Genomic DNA, 17264 nt, shown 5'->3' on the forward strand with positions numbered 1-17264 from the left:
CTACGTGGTGCGCTGGAGGGTCGGTGGAAAGGTCAAGTCTAAGACCCTTCGCACGAAGGAGCTGGCCAACAGTCACCTGCGTGACCTCCGCCTGGCGGCCAAGAACGGTGAGGCGTTCGACGTCGCAACGGGTCTTCCAGTTTCGACGCTGGCCCCTGAGCCGGAAACAGGCCCGACCTTCCTCGCCTTCGCCCAGACCTTCATCACCCAACGGTGAAAGACCTCGGCTGCTCGAACCAGAGAAACCGACGTATACGCCATGCTGGCCTTGATCCCGGCGATCACGAAGGACCTGCCCGGCCGGCCCGATCCTGACGACCTTCGCAAGGTCCTGCGGGAGTACGCCCTGCTTCCGGAGGATCGGCGCAGAGAACTGCCTGCCGAGCACGCTCCGGTTCTGCGATGGCTGGAGACGGCCTCGCTTCCGCTCGTCGGCCTGAAAGAGCCGCGGGTCGTCCGGATGGGCCTGGATGCGATCTCGGTGACTTTCAAGGGCCAGAAGGCGGTGGCTAACACGGTGCTGCGCAAGCGAGAGGTCCTCGGAGGATGTGCCGCGTCGTACGGCGAAAGCCCAGAGGGGGATGGAGTGCTGATGCCCGCGGGAGGTGGTCCATCGCACCGCAGGGCCAGTCAGGTCGTGGGTGACGTCGATGACCTGGCGCATAGGGATGCGCCGGCTCCACAGATGACCGTGCACCTTGATTGACGTTGAGGTGCAAGTGACTCCCAGGCGCCGGGCACGGATGACCAGTAGGGCACCCAACAGCAGGAAGGGAATCGCCCGGGCCAGGATGTGCAGGTTTTCCGGCCGCGCCCGCAGCCGGGATGGAGCGGTGTCGTTCTGGTCCTGACCAATGATCCCAGCTATTGGTCTCGCCCTGGGCACGGCCGCCCCACGAACGCTGATGCCTTCCGGATCTGCGAGCAACACAGAGTCACCGGCCGGCGAGCTTGGGGCCCCAGCACCGGCATCGGCACCATGAAGGGACGCGAGGCAGCCATCGAAGTGCGGGGTGATTACTCGTGCGTATGGTCTGACTACTCCTCCCTCCCCGGTCGTCGGGGCAAATTCCGCTTGCTCACATTCGTCATCGCCTGATTTCGGCGACGAAGCAGGTGCGCTTCGCGGCCGGAGCGGATGTCTCTTCTTCGGGCGGAGTGGTCCTTCCGCTACGGTGCCTGGCATGGCGAGGTGGGAGATCTGGCGGCGCGATGGCAATGGCGGGCGCGAGCGGATCGGTGTCCATCACGATCGCGTCGAGGCTTTGGCCGGGATGCTTGCGCTGGAGGCGGGGGCGGTGGATCGGTCCTCGTTTCAGGTGAGCGGTCCGGCCGATCCGGCCTGCCGTTCCAATCGTGAGCTGTACGCGCGGCTGGTCACGGTGGGGGAGCAAATGAACGCCGCCGGGCGCAGCCTCGATGAGTTCCTCCGGGCGTGGTGGCTGGCGAGCCGGCCTGTGGCCGGGTGGGCGCGGCTTGAGCCAGATGTGGTCGCCGCGATGGTCGTCTCCGCCGCCACGATCGGACCACCGCCGGTACGCCAGGAGTGGCGGACCACCTCCTATGATCTGGCGCGTCAGCCGGCCTCGTATGCCGATTGGGAACGCGTCCTGCTGTCGCAGATCGCCGATCTGGCCGATTTCGCCGATGCCGGTTCGTTGGATGAGTACGCGGTTTTCGGTGTGGACGTGCCAAGGCCGCCGGGTGTCGCGCGGGCTACCGGTGTCCGGTGGTACAACTTCGACCCGCGGGCGTATCTGGAGTGCAGCATGGCGGGATCGCTCGGCGGATGGGATGAGGCCGACGGGTTACGCAAGGCCGTACCCGGCCCGGTCATTCCGCTGACGTTAGAACCTGAGCCGGGCGAGCAGCCCTTGAACACCCTTACCTGGGGCGACCTTGCCGAGTTGGCGATCTGCGGACAGGAGTATGAGTAGAAAGAGCAGCCGGGTGTGGGATGCCACGTCGAGCGTGAGCACGCCGTCGACGTGAACGCAATCTCCAAGATCGCTTGCAGCGTGCGCGTAGACCACGCGATAAGCGGCATGACAGTGCGTCCGGTGCTGTCGGCGCACGCGGGCGCAGCCACCTGCTAGGTGAGCCCTGTCCGGCCGGGCGGCAGGATAACCGGATGTGTAGCCGTGGTGCGTCCGCTAACGTCCCACCTCATGGAGAGCACCAACCTACGCACCGAACGCCTCGAGCTTCGCCCGGTGCGTGAGGAGGACGTCGACCGGATCCTGGAGTACCGCAACCTGCCGGAGGTCACTCGCTGGCTACTGCGTACGGAGGTCGACCCTGCGTCCTTCCGCGCAAGGTGGCGGCGCGCGGCGGAGGACCCCGACGACCACAGCGTGGCGGTGGCCCTTGACAGCGTGGTGATCGGGACCGTCTCGCTCGACGTGGTCGACGGTATGGGTCAGCCCGGCATGCCGCCGCGGACGGAGGCTCAACTCGGCTACATCTTCGACCCGGCGTACGGCGGCCACGGCTACGCGACTGAGGCTGTCACCGCGATGGTGGCGCACGCGTTCGACCGGCTGCACGTTCGAAGGATCACCGCTGGCTGCTTCGCGGACAACCTTGCCTCGGTGCGGCTCCTCGAGAAGGTCGGGATGCGTCGTGAGCAGCACGGCGTCGGCGACTCCTGGCACGCCGAGCTGGGCTGGGTGGATGGCTACACGTACGCCCTGCTCGCCGAGACATGGCGCCACGGGACGGCGCCGTAGGGTCGGCGATGGTGATGAGGCCGGCTCGCCGAAGGCATTGCCCTCTGGTGGGGTCCGACAGGCCTCGGGTTCCTCACGATGGGCGACCGTCCCTGAAGCTTGGTGAGGAAGTCGGCGACCTGAGCGACCCGCTCATCCGTGCGGGCGGACCGACTAACGGCCACTGCTGATCAGTAGCGTGGGAGATGGCACGGTCAAGGACCGATCTGCGGTCTTGGCTCCCTCGGCTCTGGCTGTCGTGTACAGCAACCTCGCCTCCTTCTTGTCGGCGGCCGTCCTTGATCGGACCATTGGCATCTCGCCATGTCTCGGGGTGCGGCTCCCGGAGATCGAGAAGCAATTCCAACCCCGGATCAGGTTCACCGGCTGGCGGAGACGCTTCCGGCACGATTCGCCGCTGCCGTGTACCTAGCCGCTGGCTGCGGGTTGCGCGGTGGCGAGGTCTTCGGCCTGGAGGTCGATCAGATCGATCTGAAGGCCCGTGAAGTCGACCTCAGTCAGCAACTTGTGTGCGTCACTGGGCGCTCGCCGTACCTCGGGCCGCCCAAGACCAGGACCTCGGCACGGACCGTGGAGCTTCCCGAAGTAGTGGTCAAGGCGTTCCGGCGGCACATGGACAGGTTCGGGCCTGTCGAGATCGAGATTGATGACGAGACTGATCCGCGTAGGCCGGTTCGCCGCACCGCTCGGCTGCTGTTCACCACCAACATGCTGCTTCCGGTCTACCGGGCGACCTGGGCGCACATCTGGGCACCTGCAGCTCGGGTCGCTGACATGCCCAAGGGCGTCGGCTTGCACTGCCTGCGGCACTACTTCGCTACGCTGCTGATCCACAAGGGCGCGAGCGTGAAGACGGTACAGCTCGCCCTCGGCCACAGCACGCCCGTGGTCACGCTCAACACGTACGTGGGGGAGTGGCCCGAGGCACAGGAGAAGACGCGTGCCCTGGTGGACGGCGCGCTCGGCCGTGTGCCCCGGATGTGCCCTCGGCAGACTCCGTCCTGATGAGTCACCAGGTCAGAGCCTTGGGAAGCAACTGGCTAGCGGTAGTTCGTGAACTGCAGGGCGATGTCGAGATCCTTGCCCTTCAGCAGGGTGATGACATCCTGAAGCTCGTCCTTCTTCTTGGAGCTGACCCGAAGCTCTTCCCCCTGGATCTGCGCCTTCACACCCTTGGGGCCCTCGTCCCTGATGATCTTGGAGATCTTCTTGGCGTGCTCCTGGTCGATGCCCTCCTTGAGCTCCACGACCAGGTGGTACTCCTTGCCGGACAGCTTGGGCTCGCCGGCTTCCAGTACCTTCAGGGACAGCCCCCGCTTGATGATCTTTTCCTTGAACACGTCAAGGACGGCGTTCGCGCGTTCCTCGCTGTTCGCCTTGATCTCGATGTTGTTCTGACCCGACCAAGCGATGCCCGCGCCCGTGCCCTTGAAGTCGAAGCGGTGCCCGACCTCCTTGACCGTCTGGTTCAGCGCGTTGTCGACCTCCTGCCGGTCGATCTTGCTCACCACGTCGAAACTGCTGTCGGCCATCGGTATAGGTGTCCTCTCTCGTCCCTCCGACCCTAGCGACCCGAGGCGGGTGCCGTGTGGATCAGGGCGCGGTCAAACCGGTGTCACAGGTACCCCGGAAGTCCGCTATTCTTCTTGCTGTCGCCGCGAGAGCGGAAGACACGGCAGGTTGCCCGAGTGGCCAAAGGGAGCGGTCTGTAAAACCGTCGGCTCAGCCTACGCAAGTTCGAACCTTGCACCTGCCACACCAGCGTAAAGAGGCCCTTGACCAGCATGTATGTGGTCAAGGGCCTCTTGCTGTGTGTCCGGCTGTTCATGGTCGTCAACGGCGATCTACGGGGGCTCGCGTCGTACGCGCGTCGGCGTCAGTCGGCCCCTTGGGGCGCCTTCAGGGCCTCGCTGATGAGCTTCCGGGCTGTGGCGTCCTGGCCCACGATGCACTTGGCGTAGACCCGCAGAAGCACGTTCACGCTGTGCCCTGCCCACTCGGCAACTTGGGGCGCTGGCACCCCCGCGTTGAGCCACGTCGAGACACAGGCATGCCGTAGTCGTACGGCCGCGCCGCGAGCGGTGAGGCGGCCTCAGCCTTGCTCAGCGCCCCCGTACGGGCTTTCTGCCAGACACGGCCATAGACGCTCTCCGACAGGGGGCCGCCACGCTCTCCGACGAACAGGTGACCATCCGGGCTCACGCCGTGATCCGTGAGGTGACTCCGCAGAATGGCCACCAGGGGCGGCGGAATCGGCACCGGCCGGACTGCCGTACGCGCCCGGTGCTTGAGCTCTCGCGACTCCCGGCGCTTCCCGTTTCCCGTCCAGTCGGCGCCGACCGCCGGCGCCGAGTCGCCGAGACAGAACCATCCCCACTCATCGCCGTTTTCGACGTCGGGAAGGTCGATCTCATCGGCGGTCAGGTCCGCGGCTTCCGCCGGACGTAGAGCCAGTGCGCCGACCAGCAGCAAGCCACGTCCGCTCTCCTCCTGCTCATCCGGCGAAAGCATCCGGGGCGAGCGTGACCCGCCCTCGTCGGTGACACCCAGCCACACGCGGTCGTGCTGCGCATGGATCATGACGTGAAACCTGCCGCCGAACCTGTTGGTGGCAGAGTGCCGGATCGCGTTGGTAGCCAGCTCGCTCACGATCAGTTCGGCCGCCTCCACCACCGGCCAGCCGATGAGGAACGTCGTCACAAATCGGCGAGCTTCCGTCACTGATAGGGGAGAGCCGAGGAAGGACCGAGACATGCCAAGCCGCCATGGATACGCTCCGTCGTCTAGGGGGCTATACGACCCACGTCAGAAGCGTATGACTCGCGCTCGCCAAGTCTCAAGGAATTTGACGCATAAATGCGTCAGTTCTCAAGCTGGTCTGCCAACTGCCGGAAATCCGTCCCGATTTCACCCAACAATGCCCGCAGCCCATCCCCGTACACGGCCACGTCGGCAAAGGCATCGAACAGCTCCCGATGCGCTGCCGTGCCCTCTTGATCGGTGACCACCACGTCACCCGTGATCGCCTCAGCCACGCTCACCGCGCCGTCGAAGATCGTGAAGCCATGCAACGGGAACGCCGGCGCCTCCACCGACCACGGCACCACGCCGAGCCGTACATGATCGAGCGTGGACACCTGGACCAGCCGATCAAGCTGCGCCACCATCAACGACGGCGACCCCGGCCACGTCCGGACCGCCCCCTCTGTCAGCACGAAGGCGAACCGCCGGCCCTCCTCGAACAGAACAGTCTGCGCCTGGACCCGGATCGCCGCAGCCTTGGCCGCGTCGTCCTCATCGACCGCCCGCCCGATCGTCAACGCCAACCGCGCATACTCCGCGGTCTGCAACAGGGCAGGGATCATTGCCGAAGAGAAACAGACGATTTCAGCGGCTGACCGAACCCGCGCCGCATCCGCCGACTCACGGCCGGCAAGCCCACCGCGGAGCCGCGACACCTCATTACGAAGGCGAGCAATCAGCGCGTCCAACTCCCCACGCTCACCGGCTCCAAGCCCGAGCGCAGCCGACACCCGCTCGACAGTCTCCGGCGTCGGCAGGAGACCGCCAGTCTCGATCCGCGAAATCGTCGGCTGCCCGACCCCCGCGCGCCGAGCCAACTCCTTACCCGTCAGCCCAGCACTCCGGCGCTGTCGGCGAACCAACTCACCCAGCTCCCGCAGCCGTCCCCGCCGTTCCTCCACACCGAGCGTTCTACCACCACGCAGGCAACCAGCGCTGACGCTGAGCACGGATCTTGCCGAATTGTGCTTATAGGTATCAAGGCGACGGCGCGGCGCGCCGCCGCACCCCCGGCCCTCCGCCCGCCCGCCGTCCGGGCGTGCGGCCTGAGGGCCGGTCCCGAACGGCGGCGGGACACCAGGCTGGCCGCCGCACGCCCGCCCCGCCGTACGAACCGAACCCTCCAACAGGGGGTTGCCGCACCGCCGCACACATACAGCCCTCACGATCGCCACAGCATGGCTGGCCGCCATAGCTGGCGGGGCGCGATCGACGATCCGTGCTTCGTTCCTCAGCACGGCTCACCGAAGGAGCGTGGTTGATCGCCGCTGTCATACAGGTAGGTAGTAGAACCGACAACACAATATAACCCTCATTCACCGGGTCTCGGCGGTGAGGAGCCAGAAAGCGGTGCAGGAATAGATGGCTTCTCGGCAACCTCGGATAAGCGAGTAGCTTGATCGGGCGTTCCGAGAAGACGAACAGCATGGTGGATGATATTCAAAAGATCTTTTCGTCCACCTTCGGAAAGGCCGCTCAAAAATTCATGCAGAATTTGTGCGACGCTGATCCAACGAGAATCCGGATGCCACTCATTCACTTGCTCAACTAAGCGATCGAGATCAACGTGTACCGATGGACCACCAACGCGCGGGGATAGTTCGATCATCGTGTAGATCCGTGCAGATGCCGGGTCTTTCAGCATTACTTCCCGTAAAAAGTCTGCCCGCGCCTTTGCCTGGCGGCGCGCTAACTCGTCCAACTCCTGCTCATGAAGCAGGCGCTCCAGGCGCATAGCGGAATCAATAGTTTCTTGATCGACAAATAGATTTACGCGAGCACCTAGAACTTCGACGCCATCGGTCACAACCGGAAGCCTGTGGCGAAGGGCTGCTTCGATATCCTCCTCGGCAGCGTGAACACGTAGCACTGAGGCTTGCTGGGATATGTCCTCCACAGTTGCCCGTATGATGCGTGCTACCATCCGAAGCGAAGATGGTTTACCTGGGCTACCCGCGTCACGTCGCCAGTCAGCACGAATCGATGCGGTGAATGCTAGACCGTCATTCCGACTAGGAAGACGATCGGAATAAGCGTATTGGAAAACGGGTGCCGACTCATGGTGCAGAGTGCGTCGGGAAAACCTACGAGCCACTACAATGCCTTGCCGAACGCACTGTCTACCATGTTCAACTGCCGGGCCATTTCAGTTCGTAGATCATTGTCGATTAGCTGAGATAGTCGAGAGTACAGAACTTCACGCGCTTTGCGCTTCTCGATATCGCCTTCTTCATACCATTTATACACGTAGGTACGTAGAAGATCGCGCCGCCGCTGTGAGTCCTTCCCGTCTACGGATTTACTTAAAGCATGGATGATGCGGTCACAAACATCCTCTCTCTCCAACGCAGCTGTCATCCATAAGGCGACCGCTCTTTCGGCTTCTCCGGACTCCTCCATAGTAGGCTCGTGATCGAGTAGAGCCCTCCAACCAGTTGAGAGCATATCTGCTGTAGGTATGAAATCACCCTCGTCGCTCTTTTCGAGCAGAGCTGGCAGATCTGAATCCCTCAAGCTCGTAGCGCCTGCAAGGATCCCGAACGCGCGTCGGCCGGCAAGCGCGTTGCCGTCTTGACTCCTGCACCATGTGATTATGTAGCCGAAAAGCGTCTGGCGAACTGAGGGATCTTCCCACAGATTGCGCACCGCTGTACGCAGCGCAGCGACCACATCTGGGTCTTCGGACTCTCCCGCATACTTCAAACGACGTAGGGCCTTGCCTGTATGTACTCGGCCGAATTCATCTGAACAGACAGCTACTACCGCCTTTTGCAGGGCAGGGTTCTTGTTCTTCGACCAAGTGAGGAGCATTGTATGGATATATGGGGCGCTAGCGTCTCGTATCGCCGCCGAGGCAAGGATATTGATGAGAACGCTCCACAAGCGTTTCATTCTGTTGTCAGTGGAACCAGCCGCGTACCACTTCTCAGCGAGCATTCGTAATGGATCCGGTCTACGATGACGTACAGCCCACCGTAATGCAAAAGCGCCGATCCGCTCAGCTAGCGCTTCACGCTCGTCTTGCGTGATCGTCTCCATTACTCCTTGTGGATCTCTGCGGGGAGCCTCCGCTAGCCATTCGAGAAATTGGAGACGCGCAAGCGGACGATCAATCCAGAAGTACTCCAAGACCGCATCATCCCAGCCGGGCCTGCTGAAGGAGATTATCCCATTGTCTCCCAGCTCGGCATCTACGGCATCCACTAACTCAACTACCCCTGGGGCCATTTGCCCCATGATCTTGATTTCTCCTTCCCCGAGAGTGTCGCAAAGAACAGCTACCTTGGCGTAGATGTGAGCCACCGGGGCGCCGCGAAGGACAGATGCCGCCAGGAGAAAGTTTCGTTCGAAGCTACTCCGGCCAGCCTGTTTGTGCCAATCTAATAGCTGCTCGCGCCAATTACGTCGAGCGGCCACTACGCTGAGGACTTGCCGTCGAAATACCTCCCCTTCTCCGCTGCCATTAGCTTGCTTGCGCGTGAGCGACTGCAGCGTTGGCAGTGTATCCACGTCGGCACGATACGCCTTGAGCATCAAATCGACGATCTGCAATGCGTCTAGCGGTTTCGCGCCCTCGAATAGCTCTGCTATGTCTGGGTCGGCCATCCACCGTGCTATGGGGAATCCGGGCTCCTCAGCAATCACCCACTTAGAAGCAATAGCTTCCGCTCGCGGACGCTTATACATTGGGGCAATGCCATTAGGCGCACTGATGCATATGCGACGCCACTGTTCGGGCTCAGTGAGGACTATAAGTCGGTTGTCGCGTTTACTTAATTCATGAGACAGCGCACCAATACGGCTTCCGAAGCGGTCTGATACCTGGAAGGCACTTTCCTCTTCGTCGGGCGGTAGCTCTAGAAGAAACCCTTGCCTGTTCTCATGAGGCAATCGTTTCACGGGAAACTCTTTCGACCCCCCAAAGGAGATCTCGCGAGCTCCATCGATATCTCCATTGAAGTATAGTTGGGCCAGGAGTGCATGAGCTGTTGTGGTGCGCCCACTGTTTGAGAGGCTATTCAGCACGAGCACTGACCCAGGATCACGTAGATGGTCATAAAGCATCTCGAAATTATCTGACGGTGTGAAGACAAGCCGTACTGCATCGAGATACTCTGGCTCTATCTCTGAATGATCAATAGTGTGCTCGAAGACCTGCTTGAGAGCATTCATCTCGCCGAAATTCAGCAGCGCTTCCTGGCGGATGTCGGCGAGTCGTTCGCGTATCGACTTACTGAGCGGTCTCTCGGTTGCAGGAGTTTCTTGTTCTCGGCGGAGGTCTGTGTGATCGTCAGTTGGAATGTTTTGGTAAACTGAGTCCTTGCTATCCGAGATAACGTGCCCGTATTCTCGCTCTTCCAAGCCGCTCGAGGAGTCGGCTAGGCTATGTAGAGACGGCTGTTCCTGTTCATCGTGATATGGCCCTAAAGAGGGAGCCAGCCGCGCTGCTGGATCGTATGCCGAACTGACTGGAATCGTCTCATCTTCCTGAGATTCCGGCTCGACATGCGTGTCATGCGCCTCATCGCGTCCACTAATTCCGAGGCGCGATAGCCACTTGTTGGCGGGTCGCTCGTCGCCCTCCTGATCGTAAGTCATTCTTTTCCTCTATCCGATCGACCCGTCTATCTCGATAGCTGTCATCTCCCCTGACTCGGTTATCACCTTGCCGGTCTGATCGACATCTAAATGTGCGGATCCGGAGACGCCTCTTGCTTTGATTCCTCGCTGTATACCGCTGATCTCGTCCGACCTCATAGTGACGCGCAAGCTTGGCCCTTCGGGCTGCTCATCACCAAATATGAATTCACGACGGTAGGCGAGTTCGAGGATATTTCGGAGTTCACCCAGAGTTCCGCGTAGTTTCTCATCCTCTCCGCGTAGCAGTTCCGGATGGTCAAGATATACACCGAGCGCGCCAGCGGAACGCTCCAAAGTCTCAACTTGCTCTTCCGTCAAGGATTCGCTGTGAACAATAAGTGCTTCGGTAGAGCCTTCAATTGCATCCGGAGCATCAGATGGTACGCGACCGGCTCGTCGATCCAGCACTGCTCTGATACGGTTGTAGATAAATGTGATAGTGGCGCTTAGGGCGACGCCCGCAAGGACTGGAAATGATAGCGGATCGGCCATTGCTTCCCCTTAAGTCAAGGAATTCGAGTTTCTCGCTGTTGTTCGGCTTCGGCGGAGCCTAGAGCGTTCCGAGATGGTGGACACGATACGTCGTCCACGGTCGTTAGAGAAGGCTGGAGCAGTGGATCGGAAGGGTCTAAATATAGGTCCGGCTTTTTCCAACTAGATGTTGGCCCGAAAATGAGCGCAATCCGGCGCGTCTTGGTCAAACTGGACGGCGCTCCATCTGACGAAGCGGCAAGGCATGGTTATGGTCGCTTGCGCCCAGCACCCGATGGGCGTCTCCAGGAGGGCGGCTGACTCGGTGTGGGGTCAGCTCACCGCCAGGGAGATCGGGTAAGAAGGTGTGCCCCATAATCCTTCATGTGAGGCCCGGGGCTCACTTGTCCACTTCCAGGGAACCCTCCTGTGTGGCTTCGCCTCAGACCTCCTGGCTGGCGTGCCCGTTGCGTGCCCGATGGGGGGAAGCAGGGGGAAGGGCGGGGAGCCACGGGGCGTGCAACGCGCATGCTGAGCTGCGTCTTCGCAGGTTACGCAAAATCGGCGTGCGTCTTTGCAAGCAGGTTGTCGCAAGGGGGCAGAGTGAGAGCCTGCGAGGAGCGGTGACTGCAAGATCCGGAATATTTCCGGAACACACTCCCCTCGCGGGAGACCGCCGTACGCTTCAGTCGCAGGCCAGCGGACCTGTGGAAGCCGGAACCGCGACGCCCTGTAAAACCGTCGGCTCAGCCTACGCAAGTTCGAACCTTGCACCTGCCACACCAGCGTAAAGAGGCCCCTGACCAGCAGAGATGCGGTCGGGGGCTTCTTTGGTTCGGGCTCCTTGAGTGACCCTGATTTCCCGCTGTTTCCCGTGGAATCTGGCACGGAGGTGGCACGCGATCAAGCTCCGTCACCCGGCCCCGGGCGGTGGCCGATGGCTCAGCCAGCTACGAGCCGGTTCCCTAATCGTGGCTATCGCTGCGGCGCCGTAGCCGGTTAGGTTCGGTTCACGACCGGAAGGGGGCGCATAGGTGTTCGGCTTGGGCTGGCCCGAGGTTCTGTTTCTGGCGTTGGTGGTGCTCTTCGTCGTCGCTGTTGTCCTGGTGGTGCGTGTCCTACGGCGCCGATAGGCCGGCGGCGGCGCGACCTCGGTCGGCGGGCGCCAAGAAACGACGATCTCTTGAAGATCCCGCCTGATCCGACGCGCCTGTCCCCGCGCAGTCGGCTCAGCGAAGGAACTCAAGGAGCACTGGCACTATGGCTTCGGGTGTGGGCCCGTGGCCCTGGCCTGGCAGGATGCGGCGGGTTGCGTTGGGCAGGGCTGTCGCCACCATGTCGGCGGCCTCGGGCAGGCCGGGGAAGGTTCGGTCACCCGAGTACACGATCGTAGATGCGGTGATCGAGGCCCAACGGCCCGCCCAGTCGGGATCGATGTTGATCTCATGGACGGCTGTGAGGTCGTAGACGAGCGTTGGGGCGACTGCGACCATTTCGGCCCATCCGGGTGCTTGAGCCATCCCATCGACGGCATCGGACGGGATCCCGATCACCGCGTTCAGGTTGTAGCGCATCGCTTCGTCGTTCTTGCCGGCGGCCAACAAGGAGTGCAGCGTGGCCAGGTGCTCAGAATGGTCGGCACCGGCGAACAGCGGTGGCTCATAGAGCGCCAGCGCGGTGACACCGATGCTGGCGTCTGCGGCTGTCAGAGCCACGGTCGCTCCTGATGAGCTGCTGTAGAGAGTCGCGGCCCCTCCGGCCGCCTTGATCAAAGAGGCGAGGTCCTCGACCTCTCGCTTCAGTGCCCAGGGCGCGGTGTCGCCGGATCGTCCGCGTCCGCGCCGGTCGTAGTCGATCGCCGTGAACCCCTCGGCCGCGAGCCGCTGCGCGACCTGCCTGGTGCTCTGGTCGATGGCACGGTACTGAGTGGCCCCGCCGATGAAGATCACGGCAGGTCCGTCACCATAGCGGTCGTAGTCGATGACCGTGCCGTCCAGCGAGGTCACTGTGTTCAAGATCCTGCCTCAATTCGTGGAGACGGTTGGGTGATCGTTCGGTGTGGAAGGCGGAACACATCTAGTCCTCGCCCCTCGCGGCGGCGTGGGCGCCGGGCGGTCGAAGCGAGCGACATGCGGCTGCCGCTACGGCCAACGGTAGGGGCAGGGCCCGACACTTTCCCGGGTGGCCGGCCTGCTGGGGCCCGGCGTTATTTCCCGGGATCAGGCCACAGGAGCACGTCAGGCTCCCATCGCGTCTCGGGTTCGGCTGGGCCAGCCAACCAATCGTTGCGGGTTCGTGGTCACGCATGGGCTTGTGACGTAAGTGACGCATGGGAGCATTGCCACTCTTGGGAAATATGTGAAGTTTCCGGACAAGGCGCTGTCGGAACTGCTAAGAAGTTGCGTGGCCAGGATTTAGAGCAGAGAGGTTCGGCATGGACCCCGACGGCCCCCCGAGTTCCCAGGAAGAGGATCCTGTGGGTCCCATGGGTACCCACGGGAACAACGAACCGGAGCACCCGGGCGGCGACGTACTGTCCGACGGTTGGACGCCCGGACACGAACCCCCTCACCCCCAGAGCGACGACTCATCGGACCTTGCCCGGGCGGACCACGAGCAGGCCGAGGACTATGAACAGTCCGAAGGCCTCGAAAACCCCGAAGTCTACGACTATCTCTACCGCCCTAAGGGTGACGAGGCGTCCCAGGACCACGGGCGGCCCGAGGGCTATCCGCCGCCGGACGACGAGAACTGGGACCCCGACGGGGAAGGGCGTCCCGGCTACCTCAGTTTGGGCTGGACCGACGAGAACGACCTGGAGGAGGAGAAGGGCAGCAAAAACAAGCGGCTCATCCTCGCCCTGGCCGCGATCGTCGTGCTCGCGGTCGCCGGCGGCTGGATCGTGTCGTCCTCTGTCGGCTCCAAGCCGGAGGCGGCGTGCTCAACCCCCGGGAAGTGCGCCCCGGCCGGGCAGCAGGACTCCCTGCCGACCGACGACCCAACGGCCCTCCCCAGCATCACCGACCCGGCCACCGAGTCCACCGCCGGGCCTGACGAGACGACGGTGTCACCCAGCGAAACGCCTACGCCCATGCCGACGACCTCCCAGGTACGGGTGACCCACCAGCCCACATCCCGGCCGACACCGACGCGCACCCGCGCCCACTCGCCCGAGCCGTCGCCGAGGTCCAGCAGTCGCCCGCAGCAGACGGAGAACCCGCCGACCGAGGACAAGCCCAAGCCGTCCCCGACGCCCCCGCCGACCACGCAGGCGCCCCAGCCGGCTCCGAGCCCGACGAAGACCCAGGGCGGCGGCCTGCTCGACTGGCTGTTCTGAGCGATCGGCCGGCTGCCTGAAGGCCAGCAGCAGGCAGCCGGCCAGCCCGACCACTCCGTCGAGGTGTCACGCATCCAGGGGGTCGTCGACCCTCAGCGCAGCCTCGTAGCAGAGCTTGTGGCTCTCACCAGCAGATCGCAATGCGGGCCATGAGGAGATCTCCCGCCCGTCCCGGTCCTGGTAAGGGCGGTTCATGTTTGTGCCATCCGACCTGCGGCGATGGGGTGGATCTTATAGCTTCCAGTCCTCAGCAGAGGAGGGCTGATGGACGCGCTGATCACCATGGCACAGCTTCCGGCGCTGCGACGAGAGCTCCACGCCTCACAGGCGGCGGACCGAGTTTCCGAGACGTTGCCGCCAGGTGGTGGCCGCCCCGCCCTCCCGCGGAGGGCGGAAGTGAAGATGGGGACATGCGCCAAGGCCATCGTCTCAGCAGTCATCGCTCGCATGCGCGGTCGCGGTGCCGGGGTAGTTACCTCTTCGGCTTGAAGTAGTGCGCGACCATGTAGGCGGTGACCTGTCCGCCGATCTTCGCGCCCTGCAGGTCGGCCGTGCGGGTATGGATGCCGCCCCAGACGCGGGCGTTGATGACCTCGGCGAGCGCCTGCGAAAAGCCGCGGAAGTACCTGGTGGTGCCCGAGGCGGCGCTGTAACCGCTGAAGGAGATGTCGTCCCGACCGAAGAAGTACGCCAACGCCGACATGCTCGCCGCGGTGAAACAGGTATGTCCGGACGTGAAGTCGGGGTGCGGCGGCGTAACGAGCAACGGCATCCAGTCGGGGTCGCCGACCGTCTTCGGGTTGCCGTCGGTGTCGGCCAGCTGGATCGCCGTGACCGGCCGCCAGAAGCTCCACGCCGCCTTCTCGTTGTAGCACGCGGTCGTGGCATCGGCTTCGGCCAGATCGACCATCGCGAACATCCGCGCCGTCTGAAGCGTGGTCAGTCGCTGCGTCGTCGCAAGCTGGCGCTTGATCTCCCACTCGGCCAGATGCCGGTCATGCCACCAGATCGCGGCTTGCGTCTGGTCGGCCGTCCTGATCGTGCTGGTTGCCGAACCGATCGCCTTGACCTCGTTGAAGTCCCGGGTGTACCGGTCGCTGGTGAGCGATGGCGGGCCGGACGTGCGGAACATGGACGCGCTGGGGATGAGGAACGGTTTGAGGGATCCGACCCATGCCCCGTCGGAGGCGAAACTGGGAGGCGTCGGCCGCCACTGACCAGGCTGGGTGCCGACGGTCCAGGTCTGGCTTCCGAACGCCCCGTCGTCCTGCCGCGCGGCGATCATCGCATCGGCCGCCTGAGTGCCCACGGTGATTCCGCGATGCTTCGCGGTGCCGTCGGGAATCGCGGCCAGCGACTCGTCGTACTGTGTCTTCAACCTCACCTGCTGAGCCGGGAACAGCGCGTTCAGCACACGGAAGCCCGCGGTCGCGACGGCGGCGTTCGTCGACTCGGTTCCATTGGCGGCCGGTGCGATCAAATACGGCTTGTAGGGAGTGTCGGCGATCGCGTTCACCGCGTCGTAAATGGCTCCGTGCACCATCGCGAAGCTGCGCGCCTGGACCTGCGGCTGCTGACCGGCAATGTCCCAGATCGCTGTCTGGGCGTTGCTGTCCCAGACAATGACGGCATTGGCGGGCGTGCGCGAATCCGACGCGTACGCGAATGACGAACCGAGTGCGACCGGCGACCCGGCAGCGATGACTCCGGCGACGGCTGACCAAACGGCCTTGCGTCGTAGGACGGCTGTCCAGCCCGCATTACATGATTTAAGCATTGAAGTAAACTACTATGCTGGCCGCGGCCGATACAGTGGCCGAACGTTCGAAAAGCTGATAATGACGTAGCCGAAAACGAGTACCCCGCCGATACGAGGACCGGTCGCATCCTCCGGCCTCGTGGATGGCGTTCGACGATTACTTAAAGGTCATCTCGAATTGGCGGAGATTACGTCCATGAGTTCGGCGGGTCGACGACAAGATCTTCAGGATGTGGGAGCGGGGCGGGCTCGTCCTCGACGGAGTAGACCTCCAAGCAGGAAAGACGACCGCCCGCGACGAAGAGCAGGACGCCGTCCTTGCGCCCGCGCACGTTGGCGGAGATCAGAACCCTGTCTTGTACCGGGTCGGCGAGCGCGTGGGGTCTGCTTCCCACGTCAAGGTCCACCGTCGCGCATCCGCATTTGCACTGTCCGGTCACGACTGCCGAAGAGACCTGAGCCCGAAGTTCGTCTACACCAGGGAAATCCTGCCCAAGGAGGGCCAGGATCACGGCTCGTTCCTCGGCTGATAGAGGACGTTCACCGGTCGGCACCGTGCCAAAGTACCAAATCGTCCGTGCGGGGATATGTGCGGGATGATCTTTGCCTGAATGGCTATAGCAGACCTCATTTGGCCACAGAGGCGTAACCAGCTTGGAAGACACGGTGCCCTGTGTTGGTGATCCGTCTGCCGGGCCGCGGCCGGCGGCGGCTCGGCCTGCGGCTGGCTGGTGCCGTTGTGACCAGCGCTGTGCGGCCGCCCTGGAGGGGCGCCCTGGATCGTCTCGCGCATGGTCGAGCGCGTCGGCGACTACTCCGGGTGCCCCTCGCGCCAGGTCCCGGGGGGCTACGGTGCCGGGGTCGGTGCCGGCGCGTACACCAGGTACAGCACGCCGTTGGCGAGGGTGCGCGAACTCACCAGTGTGAGCCCGGTCGTTTCGGCCGCTCCGTCGAACAGCCGTTGACCCTTGCCGACCACGATCGGGTGCAGGAGCAGTCGCAGTTCGTCGAGCACGCCGTCGCGCAGGAGCGTGCGCACCAGGGTCGGGCTGCCCGTGATGGAGATGTCCTTGCCGGGCTGTGCCTTGAGCGCGGTGAGCTGAGCGTTCACGTCCCCACTGATGATCGTGGTAGGTTCCCACGTTCCCTTGTCGAGCGTGGTGGAGACGACGACCTTCTGCGCCCCGTTCATGTAGTCGGCCGGCGGCTCGTCACTGCTCTGGTGCGGCCAGTATTCAGCGAACTCCTGGTACGTGCGACGGCCCAGCAGCATCGTGTCCGACTCTGCCATCTGGCCGCCGACCACCTCGCCCATGTCGTCGCTGAAGTACGGGAAGTGCCACTCAGCGGGCGCCTCTACCACGCCGTCCAGCGAGATGAACAGCCCCGCAACGATCTTCCTCATGACTGATCCATGCCTCTCTGTGCTCGTGTACCCCTACCCTTTCACCGACAACAAATTTCGTCAAGACGAATTTCCTTGTCACCGTAACGGAAGGAGGGCCGGCGACGGCGGTTCGCGGGC

The 17264-nt window shown here is 63.2% G+C and carries 16 protein-coding genes, 1 tRNA gene and 1 pseudogene; 7 read left to right on the top strand and 11 right to left on the bottom strand.

Annotated features, from left to right (window positions below):
* Positions 1-7 precede the first annotated feature (7 nt).
* From ACOZ38_RS03340 to ACOZ38_RS03360, 5 genes are all read left to right on the top strand, one after another.
* On the top strand, positions 8-217 hold the full coding sequence (locus ACOZ38_RS03340; RefSeq protein WP_424528738.1) for a hypothetical protein: 210 nt from the start codon (positions 8-10) through the stop codon (positions 215-217).
* Between the two features lie 42 nt (positions 218-259).
* The gene (locus ACOZ38_RS03345) at positions 260-706 is read left to right on the top strand and encodes a hypothetical protein (protein WP_424528739.1); all 447 of its coding nucleotides are present in this window, start codon (positions 260-262) and stop codon (positions 704-706) included.
* Positions 707-1184: 478 nt separating this feature from the next.
* Complete coding sequence (locus ACOZ38_RS03350; protein ID WP_424528740.1) at positions 1185-1937, top strand: hypothetical protein; 753 nt, start codon at positions 1185-1187, stop codon at positions 1935-1937.
* A 231-nt stretch (positions 1938-2168) separates the two neighbouring features.
* Positions 2169-2729, top strand: coding sequence for a GNAT family N-acetyltransferase (locus tag ACOZ38_RS03355; protein WP_424528741.1), 561 nt, complete (start codon positions 2169-2171; stop codon positions 2727-2729).
* Between the two features lie 303 nt (positions 2730-3032).
* The gene (locus ACOZ38_RS03360) at positions 3033-3734 is read left to right on the top strand and encodes a site-specific integrase (RefSeq protein WP_424528742.1); all 702 of its coding nucleotides are present in this window, start codon (positions 3033-3035) and stop codon (positions 3732-3734) included.
* Between the two features lie 35 nt (positions 3735-3769).
* Here ACOZ38_RS03360 and ACOZ38_RS03365 read toward each other — a convergent pair whose 3' ends face one another.
* Positions 3770-4261 carry a YajQ family cyclic di-GMP-binding protein gene (locus ACOZ38_RS03365; RefSeq protein ID WP_405143826.1) on the bottom strand — a complete coding sequence of 164 codons (492 nt, stop codon included), beginning with the start codon at positions 4259-4261 and terminating at the stop codon, positions 3770-3772.
* A gap of 142 nt (positions 4262-4403) precedes the next feature.
* Here ACOZ38_RS03365 and ACOZ38_RS03370 point away from each other — a divergent pair.
* Positions 4404-4485: transfer RNA gene (locus ACOZ38_RS03370), tRNA-Tyr, on the top strand.
* 221 nt (positions 4486-4706) lie between these two features.
* On the opposite strand, the gene ACOZ38_RS03375 is transcribed toward ACOZ38_RS03370, so the two are convergent.
* The 7 genes and pseudogenes from ACOZ38_RS03375 to ACOZ38_RS03405 form a co-directional block, all read right to left on the bottom strand.
* The gene (locus ACOZ38_RS03375; RefSeq protein ID WP_424528743.1) at positions 4707-5429 is read right to left on the bottom strand and encodes an ATP-binding protein; all 723 of its coding nucleotides are present in this window, start codon (positions 5427-5429) and stop codon (positions 4707-4709) included.
* Between the two features lie 161 nt (positions 5430-5590).
* Complete coding sequence (locus ACOZ38_RS03380; RefSeq protein ID WP_424536953.1) at positions 5591-6220, bottom strand: DUF5753 domain-containing protein; 630 nt, start codon at positions 6218-6220, stop codon at positions 5591-5593.
* 9 nt (positions 6221-6229) lie between these two features.
* Positions 6230-6724, bottom strand: a pseudogene (locus ACOZ38_RS03385) (helix-turn-helix domain-containing protein); the annotation flags it as partial.
* A 119-nt stretch (positions 6725-6843) separates the two neighbouring features.
* Positions 6844-7338 (bottom strand): hypothetical protein, encoded by a 495-nt coding sequence (locus tag ACOZ38_RS03390; RefSeq protein WP_424528744.1) that lies wholly within the window; start codon positions 7336-7338, stop codon positions 6844-6846.
* Between the two features lie 287 nt (positions 7339-7625).
* Positions 7626-10130: a hypothetical protein gene (locus ACOZ38_RS03395; protein WP_424528745.1), complete on the bottom strand. Its 2505-nt coding sequence runs from the start codon at positions 10128-10130 to the stop codon at positions 7626-7628.
* 9 nt (positions 10131-10139) lie between these two features.
* Positions 10140-10664, bottom strand: coding sequence for a hypothetical protein (locus tag ACOZ38_RS03400; RefSeq protein ID WP_424528746.1), 525 nt, complete (start codon positions 10662-10664; stop codon positions 10140-10142).
* Between the two features lie 1208 nt (positions 10665-11872).
* Complete coding sequence (locus ACOZ38_RS03405; RefSeq protein ID WP_424528747.1) at positions 11873-12649, bottom strand: alpha/beta fold hydrolase; 777 nt, start codon at positions 12647-12649, stop codon at positions 11873-11875.
* Positions 12650-13128: 479 nt separating this feature from the next.
* Here ACOZ38_RS03405 and ACOZ38_RS03410 point away from each other — a divergent pair, with 479 nt between their 5' ends.
* Entirely contained in the window at positions 13129-13980 is an 852-nt protein-coding gene (locus tag ACOZ38_RS03410) for a hypothetical protein (RefSeq protein WP_424528748.1), read from the top strand.
* Between the two features lie 472 nt (positions 13981-14452).
* On the opposite strand, the gene ACOZ38_RS03415 is transcribed toward ACOZ38_RS03410, so the two are convergent.
* From ACOZ38_RS03415 to ACOZ38_RS03425, 3 genes are all read right to left on the bottom strand, one after another.
* Positions 14453-15757: a phosphatase PAP2 family protein gene (locus ACOZ38_RS03415; RefSeq protein ID WP_424528749.1), complete on the bottom strand. Its 1305-nt coding sequence runs from the start codon at positions 15755-15757 to the stop codon at positions 14453-14455.
* 170 nt (positions 15758-15927) lie between these two features.
* Positions 15928-16134, bottom strand: coding sequence for a hypothetical protein (locus tag ACOZ38_RS03420; RefSeq protein WP_424528750.1), 207 nt, complete (start codon positions 16132-16134; stop codon positions 15928-15930).
* 452 nt (positions 16135-16586) lie between these two features.
* Positions 16587-17144: a dihydrofolate reductase family protein gene (locus tag ACOZ38_RS03425; RefSeq protein ID WP_424528751.1), complete on the bottom strand. Its 558-nt coding sequence runs from the start codon at positions 17142-17144 to the stop codon at positions 16587-16589.
* Positions 17145-17264: the final 120 nt, after the last annotated feature.

Source organism: Sphaerisporangium viridialbum (assembly GCF_049674955.1).
In the GTDB taxonomy this organism is placed as follows: Bacteria; Actinomycetota; Actinomycetes; order Streptosporangiales; family Streptosporangiaceae; genus Sphaerisporangium; species Sphaerisporangium viridialbum.

What these genes read in the sequence shown, in the direction of transcription:
- ACOZ38_RS03395 (WP_424528745.1), bottom strand. Translation starts at nt 10,130, where the DNA reads ATGACTTACGATCAGGAGGGCGACGAGCGACCCGCCAACAAGTGGCTA.
- ACOZ38_RS03425 (WP_424528751.1), bottom strand. Translation starts at nt 17,144, where the DNA reads ATGAGGAAGATCGTTGCGGGGCTGTTCATCTCGCTGGACGGCGTGGTA.
- ACOZ38_RS03360 (WP_424528742.1), top strand. Translation starts at nt 3,033, where the DNA reads ATGTCTCGGGGTGCGGCTCCCGGAGATCGAGAAGCAATTCCAACCCCG.
- ACOZ38_RS03415 (WP_424528749.1), bottom strand. Translation starts at nt 15,757, where the DNA reads ATGCTTAAATCATGTAATGCGGGCTGGACAGCCGTCCTACGACGCAAG.
- ACOZ38_RS03345 (WP_424528739.1), top strand. Translation starts at nt 260, where the DNA reads ATGCTGGCCTTGATCCCGGCGATCACGAAGGACCTGCCCGGCCGGCCC.
- ACOZ38_RS03350 (WP_424528740.1), top strand. Translation starts at nt 1,185, where the DNA reads ATGGCGAGGTGGGAGATCTGGCGGCGCGATGGCAATGGCGGGCGCGAG.
- ACOZ38_RS03410 (WP_424528748.1), top strand. Translation starts at nt 13,129, where the DNA reads ATGGGTACCCACGGGAACAACGAACCGGAGCACCCGGGCGGCGACGTA.
- ACOZ38_RS03355 (WP_424528741.1), top strand. Translation starts at nt 2,169, where the DNA reads ATGGAGAGCACCAACCTACGCACCGAACGCCTCGAGCTTCGCCCGGTG.
- ACOZ38_RS03365 (WP_405143826.1), bottom strand. Translation starts at nt 4,261, where the DNA reads ATGGCCGACAGCAGTTTCGACGTGGTGAGCAAGATCGACCGGCAGGAG.
- ACOZ38_RS03400 (WP_424528746.1), bottom strand. Translation starts at nt 10,664, where the DNA reads ATGGCCGATCCGCTATCATTTCCAGTCCTTGCGGGCGTCGCCCTAAGC.